The sequence below is a fragment of the Rhizobium sp. PEPV16 genome, assembly GCF_008919455.1.
GTDB classification, from domain to species: domain Bacteria; phylum Pseudomonadota; class Alphaproteobacteria; order Rhizobiales; family Rhizobiaceae; genus Rhizobium; species Rhizobium leguminosarum_Q.
In genome coordinates this window covers 8,956-14,579 of sequence record NZ_VSZV01000221.1, presented here as the reverse complement: position 1 = coordinate 14,579, position 5,624 = coordinate 8,956, and the positions used below count along the sequence as shown (strand labels likewise).

At 62.8% G+C, this 5,624-nt stretch carries 7 protein-coding genes; 4 read left to right on the top strand and 3 right to left on the bottom strand.

Going from position 1 to position 5,624, the window contains the following annotated elements; translation table 11 throughout:
* Window positions 1–126: 126 nt before the first annotated feature.
* Together FY112_RS07200 and FY112_RS07195 are read left to right on the top strand one after the other, a co-directional pair.
* Window positions 127–501 (top strand): DUF971 domain-containing protein, encoded by a 375-nt coding sequence (locus FY112_RS07200; protein WP_043294718.1) that lies wholly within the window; start codon window positions 127–129, stop codon window positions 499–501.
* A gap of 62 nt (window positions 502–563) precedes the next feature.
* The gene (locus FY112_RS07195) at window positions 564–1,754 is read left to right on the top strand and encodes a low temperature requirement protein A (RefSeq protein WP_131619807.1); all 1,191 of its coding nucleotides are present in this window, start codon (window positions 564–566) and stop codon (window positions 1,752–1,754) included.
* A gap of 3 nt (window positions 1,755–1,757) precedes the next feature.
* On the opposite strand, the gene FY112_RS07190 is transcribed toward FY112_RS07195, so the two are convergent.
* Complete coding sequence (locus FY112_RS07190; RefSeq protein ID WP_027667644.1) at window positions 1,758–2,225, bottom strand: MarR family transcriptional regulator; 468 nt, start codon at window positions 2,223–2,225, stop codon at window positions 1,758–1,760.
* 47 nt (window positions 2,226–2,272) lie between these two features.
* Here FY112_RS07190 and FY112_RS07185 point away from each other — a divergent pair, with 47 nt between their 5' ends.
* Together FY112_RS07185 and FY112_RS07180 are read left to right on the top strand one after the other, a co-directional pair.
* Complete coding sequence (locus tag FY112_RS07185) at window positions 2,273–3,253, top strand: alpha/beta fold hydrolase (RefSeq protein WP_151518069.1); 981 nt, start codon at window positions 2,273–2,275, stop codon at window positions 3,251–3,253.
* A gap of 37 nt (window positions 3,254–3,290) precedes the next feature.
* Window positions 3,291–3,902, top strand: a complete 612-nt coding sequence (locus FY112_RS07180) for a pyridoxamine 5'-phosphate oxidase family protein (RefSeq protein ID WP_151518068.1) — start codon at window positions 3,291–3,293, stop codon at window positions 3,900–3,902.
* Between the two features lie 51 nt (window positions 3,903–3,953).
* Here FY112_RS07180 and FY112_RS07175 read toward each other — a convergent pair whose 3' ends face one another.
* On the bottom strand, window positions 3,954–4,925 hold the full coding sequence (locus FY112_RS07175; protein WP_151518067.1) for a transposase: 972 nt from the start codon (window positions 4,923–4,925) through the stop codon (window positions 3,954–3,956).
* Between the two features lie 458 nt (window positions 4,926–5,383).
* Window positions 5,384–5,624: diguanylate cyclase (locus FY112_RS37495; protein WP_246700628.1), on the bottom strand; the 241-nt coding region annotated here is incomplete at its 5' end.

Genomic DNA, 5,624 nt, shown 5'->3' with positions numbered 1-5,624 from the left:
CGTACTCTCATCAATGTGGGCATATGCTATTGTCGCGTCAAGGGAAACAGCCGCGTGAGCATGCCAATTTCAGCTTGCGCTGAAAAAGATCAGCGCCTACTCCTCGCATGAGAAGAGGACAAAATGATGAGCGATATCTGGCCGAGCGAACTTCGCGTCTCGAAAGACAGGCAGCGGCTGGCGGTGACTTTCAATGACGGCCAGAGCTTCGACCTGTCGGCCGAGCTCTTGCGCGTGCTGTCGCCCTCGGCCGAGGTGCAGGGCCATGGGCCGGGGCAGAAGGTGACGGTGCCGGGCAAACGCAATGTCGCGATCATCTCGATGATGCCGACCGGCAATTACGCAGTCCGGATCGGCTTCGACGACATGCACGATACCGGCATCTACACCTGGACTTATCTGCGCGAGCTCGGCGAACGGGGCGCGGAGCTGTTTTCGGCCTACGAGAACGAGCTCAGCGAAAAGGGCATGAACCGCGATACGGCGGAGAAGCCGCGCTGACGCTCACGAGCGCGCCGCTATCAGTTTCAACAGACTCATAATTCCAGCCATCGGGGGGCCATATGGCGAAAACGAACGGAAAGAACTGGCTGCGCGCCAAGGGCAGCGCCAGCGGCAGCAAGGTGACCTTCCTCGAACTGTTCTTCGACCTGGTCTTCGTTTTTTCGATCTCGCAGCTTTCGCATGCGCTCGCCGCCCACTACACGCCGCTCGGTGCCGCCGAAGCGGCGCTGATGACCTTCGCCGTCTGGTGGGTGTGGATCTTCACAACCTGGGTGACGAACTGGCTCGATCCGGACAAGATGCCGGTGCGCGGGATGCTGGTGGCGCTGATGATGCTCGGGCTGCTGTTGTCTGCCTCGATCCCCGAGGCTTTCGGCGACAAGGGGCTGCTGTTTGCCGGCGCCTATGTGGCGATGCAGGTCGGGCGCTCGCTGTTTACGACCTATGCGATGACACGCGTCGACCGCGCCAATACGCTGAATTTCGTCCGCATCACCGCCTGGCTCGCGGTTGCCGGGGTCTTCTGGATTGCCGGCGGGCTGCTCGAGCATGAGGCCCGGCTGATCGCCTGGGTGATAGCGCTTGCGATCGAATATGCCGGGCCGGCCGCGGGCTTTGCCGTGCCGGGGCTCGGCCGCTCGACGGCGCGGGACTGGGACGTTTCCGGCGCGCATATGGCCGAGCGCTGCGCGCTCTTCGTCATCATCTGCCTCGGCGAGGCAATCCTCGTTTCCGGCCGCACCTTTGCGGAGCTGCCGTTCTCGGGGCTGACCGGCGTCGTCTTCGTCACCGCCTTCATCGGCACAGTCGCCATGTGGTGGCTCTACTTCCGCTTCGGACACGGGCGTGCCGCCCACCGTATCGAGCATTCAGAGACACCGGGCCGCTTGGCGCGGCAGGCCTTCACCTATGGGCATATCCCGATTCTGGCCGGCATCATCGTCCATGCGGTGGCGGTTGAATTCATGTTCTCCCATCCGCACGAAACCGGAGATCTCGGCATCGCCGCAGCCGTGCTCGGCGGTTCCGGTCTGTTCCTGATCGGCAATCTCTGGTTCAAGGGCGCGACCAGCGGGCGGATGCCGCTCTCGCATCTCGCAGGTCTCGTGCTGCTGATCCTGCTTGCCTTTGCCGCGCCATTCATCGAGATCTATCTGATGGGCATTCTGGCGACGCTGGTGCTGATCGTCGTCGCCGCCTGGGAATACCGCTCGCTGACCGGTACGGAGGCGGCGCCGACGCTGCATTGAACATCAGTCCTCGTCGCGCAGATCTTTCAGCAGCACGGTGATGATCCGCTCCATCGAATCGGCAGTCGCCATGCATTGATCTATCGGCTCGTCCGACAGCACGCGATCGATGAGGCCGGTCTGGATGGCCATGGCTTCCTCACTCAGCTTTCGACCCTCTGGCGTCAAATAGAGGCGCAGCACGCGCTTGTCGCGCTCGTCATCGCGGCGAAGGATCAGACCGCGCTTTTCCATCTGCGGCAAGAGCATGCTCATATTGGAGCGGCCGACCAGGAGTTTGCGCGCCAGCTCCTGCTGTGAGATGCCTTCGAAACGGTAGAGATTGACCAGGATATCAAGGTGCGGCGGCTTGATGTCGAGATCGGCAAGCGAGCGAGCAAGAGATTGTTGCATGAGCTGGCAGGCGCGAGCCACCGCGATCCAGCTGCGAAAACGCGGATGATCCCAGGGAAGGGATTGATTTTTGTTCATCGTTGTACTTTATTGTTCAGTGTTGAACAGTCTTTTGGAATCCCACTATGGCAAACTTTGCGCTTGACGTCACCCGCCTCGGGTTTTCGCTGCTGCAGGCGGTTTCTCCTGATCTGGCAGGCAGAGCGGCGTTCCGGCTGTTCTGCCGGACGCCATCGGCAAAGCCGAAGGGAGCAAAGGCGAGGGCGGCGCATGCAGCGGGCGCGGCCCGGCTTGCCGGCGCCGAACGCTTCACCCTCCGGCTCGCCGGCGGGCGCCAAGCGCATGCCTATCGGCTGAACGGCGGGGCGAGGGGCAAACGCAAGCGCTACCTGGTGACACATGGCTGGGGATCGAGCGCGGCCTATATGGCCGAACTCGTCGCGATGCTTTCGGCAACGGGCGCGGAGGTCGTGGCGCTCGATTTTCCCGGCCACGGCCGCTCGGGCGGGCGCTTCCTGCATATGGGGCTTGCAGTCGAGACGATCGCGGCGGCCGAGGCGCGCTTTGGCGCATTCGATGCGGCGATCGGTCATTCCTTCGGCGGTGCGGCGCTAATGATCTCAGCGGCAGGCCTCCTGCCTGGCGTGACGCCTGTCACCACGGAGAGACTGGTGCTGATCGGTGCGCCGAGCGAGATGGGCTGGCTCTTTACCGATTTCGGCCGGATGGTCAGTCTTCGCCCTGCAGCGCAAGCGGCACTGGAGAACGAGGTCCATCACGTCACCGGACGGAGACTTGAGGATTTCGACGCCGGCGCGGCGGCGGGCGTCGTCGGCCGGCCGGTGCTCGTCATCCATGCCGAAGATGACAAGGAGGTGTCGTCTCTCCATGCCAGGCGCTATGGCGCGGCGGGGAAGGGCGTTCGGCTTCTCTGGGCGAACGGCTTCGGCCACCGGCGCATCATCGGCGCCGCGCCGGTTCTTGCCGCGATCGCGGCTTTTCTCGGCGGCGATCGGGGCGTGGGTGAAGTACCCGACGAAAGCATCAAAAAAGATGCGGAGATCATTCCGTTTTTTGAGCTTCCGGCAAAACGCGCGGCATTGTAGCGTCCGTCGCGAAGATCAAGCCGCGGCGGGACGCCTCATGAAAATCATCAGCAGCATCGAAGAGCTCAACACGATCTACGGGGCCGGACTTTCGCCGGCCTCCGTCACCAAGGTGACGAAGCAATTGACCCCGCTCTATCGGGAGATGATTGAGATCTCGCCGTTTGCAGCGCTTGCAACCGTCGGGCCGGAAGGGCTCGATTGTTCACCGCGCGGAGATCTTGGCGGCGTGGTGCGCGTTGTCGACGACGAGACGCTGCATCTGCCGGATTGGCGCGGCAACAACCGGGTCGATTCGCTCTCCAACATTGTGCGCGATCCGAGACTGGCACTGATGTTCCTGATCCCCGGCTCGAACACGACGATGCGCGTCAACGGCCGAGGCGTCGTCTCCAACGATGAGGTGCTGCTTTCGAGCTTCGAGATGGACGGCAAAAATCCGCGCACCGTCGTCGTCATTTCGATCGACGAGGTCTATTTCCAATGCGCGCGCGCCGTGATGCGGGCCGAGCTCTGGAATGGAGAACACTTTGCCGATCCGACGAAGCTGCCGACGCCCGGGCAGATGCTGAAGGCCGCAACCGGCGATTTCGATCAGGAAACCTACGACCGGGAATGGCCGGGCAGGGCGGCGAAGACGATGTGGTAGGGTGTGGAGCCGAGAAGCGGACACCCACCTCTCTTCCCTCACCAAGTCAGTTTATGCGTTGATCGGCATTATTTCATTTTGGTGTGGCAGGGCGTCTCTGACGCGTGCGTTTGCGATGGTGATGATCTTTCGCATGATGGCTGTGAGGGCGACGCGCTTGGGTTTTGCGGCCTTGAGCAGCGCCTTGTAGGCGGTGGCGAGCGGATTATCGCCGCGGCAAGCGGCAAGTGCGGCGATGAAGAGCGCCGGTCGGATCTGGCGCCGTCCGCCGGTGGTTGAGCGGTGCGAGCTGGCCTTGCCGCTGTCTTTGGGATGCGGGGCGACACCGGCAAGGCTTGCCACCTGGCGGCGGTTGAGGGTGCCGAGTTCGGGCATGACGGCCAGGAGCAGCGGCACCAAGACCGGGCCGATGCCCGGCACCGAACGCAGCTGTTCGGCCCGCAGTGCCAGATCGCGGCTTTCGCCGACCAGGGTGTCGATCTCGGCATTGAGGGCTTCGATATGGCGCTCCAGTTCGGCGAGATGATCGCAGATATTGTCGGCGATCAGGCGGCTGCGCCGGGCTTTCAGGCGGTTTTGCTCCTGCACCCGCATGGCGACGAGGTCGAGACGGCGGGCAACCAGTAGCTCGAGCTTCTGCTGGGTGAGATCGACCGGCTGCCAGCGGGGCAGTGTGGCGGCGCGGTCGCGACCATAGCGGGACAGCCATCGCGCATCGATCGGGTCGTTCTTGGCGCGCTTGCCGAAGGATTTGATATAGGCCTTGACCTTGGCGGGATCGGCGCGATGGGCAGGAATGGCCAGTTCCAGGAGCACACCGAGCAAGGTATCCTCATGGCCGCCGGTGGCCTCGCAGACGGCGAGCGTGGCGGTGCCTTGGTAGGGCAACAGGGCGGCCCGCAGCGAGTCGGCATCATTGGCGATGGTTACGGTGTGGCGGGTACGGCCGTCGCATAGGGTGACGGTGTTGCGGGAAACGTCCAGGCCGAGGACGGACTGGATTTCGGCGGGTTCTGCCATCATAATTGGGCTTCATGCTTCGAATTGTCTGCGGGCGTGTCCGACGGATAGCCCATTCAAGTCAGCAAGCGATGCGAAGCTGGAGCGGCAAAGTCCCTTCATGAGGTCGGTCGTTGACACCTATTCCTGTACGGGCGCTTTGCCGCGCGAGCCCCGGGATGGCCATCCCGGGGCTCGATCCCAACTTCCCCCTCAGTAAAGCACAGATTTGACAGACAATTCCTGTGCTTGTCATAGGAATCCAGTGCGCCCAAGTCCTTGGGCGCGGAAGACATTTTCACGGTCGCAAAGAGTTATTCACCGCGCAGAGGCGCTGTGACAGGCACAGGAATGAGGGAGCAAGCGGCTCCCTCGTCCGTTCCCTCGGACCCCTGGCGGACGAGGGAGCCATCGGCGCGAACCGGACAACAGTCTAAGCCGTCACCTTGTGGTGACAGCGTGCGCACGGCGACCGATTACCCTCACGTCTTATAAATCAGCCAGCTCTTGGTGAAATCCTTCTGCATGCCGTCCTGATAGAGGATGGTGCAGTTGCGGCCGGCATTCTTGGCGCCGTAGAGCGCGATGTCGGTCTTGCTGTAGAGTTCGCCGGCATCCCCGGCGCTGGAGGCCATGCAGATGCCGATCGAGACGGTGACCGGACCGTAATTCACCCGCGTGCGGGAATTCTTGAAGGGCGTCGTCTCCAGCGTGCGACGAATG